Annotated in this window: 4 protein-coding genes; all 4 read right to left on the bottom strand. The window is 70.1% G+C overall.

Annotated elements, in window-relative coordinates; all coding sequences use genetic code 11:
* Window positions 1-56: 56 nt before the first annotated feature.
* Entirely contained in the window at window positions 57-1,508 is a 1,452-nt protein-coding gene (locus P409_RS30710; protein ID WP_152613637.1) for a sensor histidine kinase, read from the bottom strand.
* Window positions 1,495-2,175 carry a response regulator transcription factor gene (locus P409_RS30705; RefSeq protein WP_034847400.1) on the bottom strand — a complete coding sequence of 227 codons (681 nt, stop codon included), beginning with the start codon at window positions 2,173-2,175 and terminating at the stop codon, window positions 1,495-1,497. Before P409_RS30705 ends, P409_RS30710 begins: the two co-directional genes overlap by 14 nt.
* Window positions 2,176-2,245: 70 nt before the next feature.
* A complete protein-coding gene (locus P409_RS30700; RefSeq protein ID WP_081991958.1) occupies window positions 2,246-2,665 on the bottom strand; it encodes a YbaN family protein in 420 nt (139 codons plus the stop codon).
* Window positions 2,652-2,957: ATP-binding cassette domain-containing protein (locus tag P409_RS30695; RefSeq protein WP_034847399.1), on the bottom strand; the 306-nt coding region annotated here is incomplete at its 5' end. The genes P409_RS30700 and P409_RS30695, both read right to left, overlap by 14 nt.

Raw genomic sequence — 2,957 nt, 5'->3', positions numbered from 1 at the left:
TCGAGAACGGCCCCGAACTGCCGCTCGACAGCAGCTGACCGGTGCGGCTCCAGGCTTCAGGATCGTGACGCGATGCGGCCCGCCGGGGCGGGGTTCTGGGCACCATCCTGCAGCGCATCCTGATGCCCTGCCAGCACATGCGGGAAGCGCAGGGTGATGCGCAGGCCGGGCGCGTTGTCGGACAGGGTCAGCGTCGCCTTGTGCAGCCGCGCCACCGCCGAGACCAGCGACAGGCCCAGCCCGGCGCCCGGGGCGCTGCGGCTGGCGTCGAGCCGGACGAAGCGGTCCAGCACCCGGCCGCGCGCCTCCTCCGGGATGCCGGGGCCGGTGTCGCGGATGTCGAGCACCGCGCCGTCGCCCTCGCGCCGGACGTCGAGCGCGACCCGGCCGCCCTCCGGCGTGTACTTGATGGCGTTGTCCAGCAGGTTGGCCACCGCCTGGGCCAGCAGGTGGCTGTTGCCGGGCACGGTCACGCCGGGCTCGATCGCGCTCGCCAGGCTCTGGCGCTTCTCCTCGGCGACCGGCCCGTACAGCTCGCCGGCATCGGTCGCCAGGGCCGACAGGTCGATCGGGCTGAACCGGTCGCGCACCGCCCCGGCCTCGGCCAGCGCGATCTCCAGCAGCGCGTTGAAGGTGGCCAGGATGCCGTCGGCCTCGCGGATCGCATCCTCCATCGCCCGGCGATAGCCGTCGGCATCGGTCTCACCCATCAGCGAGACCTCCAGCCGGCTGCGCAGCCGCGAGATCGGGCTGCGCAGGTCGTGCGCGATGTTGTCGGCGACGCCGCGCATGCCGGTCATCAGCCCGTCGATCTGGTCCAGCATCGCATTCAGGCTGGTGGCCAGGCGGTCGAACTCGTCGCGGTTGCCACGCACCGGCATGCGGCGGGCCAGGTCGCCCTGCAGGATGTCCTCGGTGCCGCGGTTGATGCCCTCGATCCGGGCCAGCATGCTGCGGCTCATCAGGATGCCGCCGACCAGGCCCAGCGCGCCGGTCAGGATCAGGCCGCCGATCAGCGCGTCGGTCATCAGCTTGGTGAAGTCGGTGCGCTCGGTCATGTCGCGCCCGACCAGCAGGTAGAAGCCGCCGGTCAGCTGGAAGGTGCGGGCCCGCGCCACCTGGGGCTTGGGATTCTCGCCGACATCGGTCGCCACCAGGAAGTCGACCGTGCTGTCGGCGGCGCCCCGCGCGATCGGCGGCCAGGAGGACAGGTTGCCCTCGATCCGGTTGTAGTTGCGGTCGGCGAGCAGATAGAGGCCGCGCCGGCCCGGGGCGGCCTGGCTGCGCTCGCGGATGATCCGCACCAGGCCCAGCAGGCCGAATTGCCGGTACTGCTCGGCCAGACCGGTGATCTCGGCCTGGATCGTGTCGTCGGTCTGCGAGGCGATCACCCGCACCGTCTGCCAGTAGACGAAGCCCAGCACGCCGGCGACGGAGATCCCGAACACCAGCATGTAGATGATCGCATAGCGGAAGGTGGAGCTGCGAAGGACCCTAATCAGATGCACGGAGGCAATATCCCGCGCCGCGCACGGTCTGCAGCAGCGGCGCGTCGAAGTCCTTGTCGATCTTCTGGCGCAGGCGGCTGATATGGACGTCGATCACATTGGTCTGCGGATCGAAGTGATAGTTCCAGACATTCTCCAGCAGCATGGTCCGGGTCACCACCTGGCCGGAGTGGCGCATCAGGTATTCGAGGATCTGGAACTCGCGCTGCTGCAGGTCGATCTTGCGGCCGGAGCGGGTGACGCTGCGCGACAGCAGATCCATCTTCAGGTCGCCGATCTGCAGTTCGGTCTGCGCCGCCGCCGGGCTGGCGCCGCGGCGCAGCAGCGCCTCCAGCCGGGCCAGCAGCTCGGTGAAGGCATAGGGCTTGGTCAGGTAGTCGTCGCCGCCGGCGCGCAGGCCGCGCACACGATCATCGACCTGGCCCATGGCGCTCAGGAACAGCACCGGCGTCTGGTTGCCGTTGCGCCGGATGGTCTCGACGATCAAGAGGCCGTCCATGCCCGGCAGCATGCGATCGACGATCATCGCGTCGTAGGTTTCGCTGGTCGCCAGGAACAGGCCCTGCGGCCCGTCCGGCGCATGGTCCACGACGAATCCGCTCTCGCGCAGACCCTTGGTCAGGTATTGCGCGGCCTGGGCGTCGTCTTCGATCACGAGGATTCGCATGGACCGAACCTTACGACGAGGCGGGGCGGTTCGGAAATGACAAGCGTGTCATGGCCTGCCCATCTCCCGGTCAGGTTTTGCCGTGCGGCGCGGCGTTCGGGCGGGTCAGGATGTACAGGATCAGGATCGCGAAGACGGCGGCGACGATCCCGACCACCAGATGCGAATGCACCGAGACCGCCACGATCGCCAGGCTGCCGCACAGGCTGACCACCGCCAGCAGCTTGGCCCAGGCCGGGATGGCGCCGTGCCGCTCCCAGGCCTGCAGCGGCGGGCCGAAGCGGCGATGGGTCAACAGCCAGTTGTGCAGCCGCGGCGAGGAGCGGGCGAAGGCCCACAGCGCCAGGATCATGAAGATCGTGGTCGGCCACAGCGGCACGAAGATCCCGATGATGCCGGCGACGACGCAGAGCGCGCCGAAGGCCTGCAGCAGCAGCCGCAGCGTGGTCGGTCCCATCGCCCCGATGCGATTCAGGTCAAACCGCGGCATGGCGCTTCGCCCGGGCGGGCAGGGCGGCGTCCAGCACCTCGGCCGGCACGCCCTGCACCGCGATCCGGCCCTCGGCCATCAGCACGGCGCTGTCGGCCAGGCGCAGCAGCGCCGGGCGGTGGGTGATGACCAGCGTGGTGCGGCCGGCGGTCAGCCGCTCCAGCGCCTCGATCACCTGCGCCTCGGTCTCGGCGTCCAGGCCCTCGGTCGGCTCGTCCAGCACCAGGATCGGCGCATCCTTCAGGATGCAGCGGGCCAGGGCGATGCGCCGGGCCTGGCCGCCGGAGACCTG

The organism is Inquilinus limosus MP06 (genome assembly GCF_000767795.1).
Taxonomy (GTDB): Bacteria; Pseudomonadota; Alphaproteobacteria; order DSM-16000; family Inquilinaceae; genus Inquilinus; species Inquilinus limosus_E.
The sequence above is the reverse complement of the archived record's forward strand: the minus strand, read 5'-3'. Positions and strand labels throughout refer to the sequence as shown.

What these genes read in the sequence shown, in the direction of transcription:
- P409_RS30705 (WP_034847400.1), bottom strand. Translation starts at nt 2,175, where the DNA reads ATGCGAATCCTCGTGATCGAAGACGACGCCCAGGCCGCGCAATACCTG.
- P409_RS30700 (WP_081991958.1), bottom strand. Translation starts at nt 2,665, where the DNA reads ATGCCGCGGTTTGACCTGAATCGCATCGGGGCGATGGGACCGACCACG.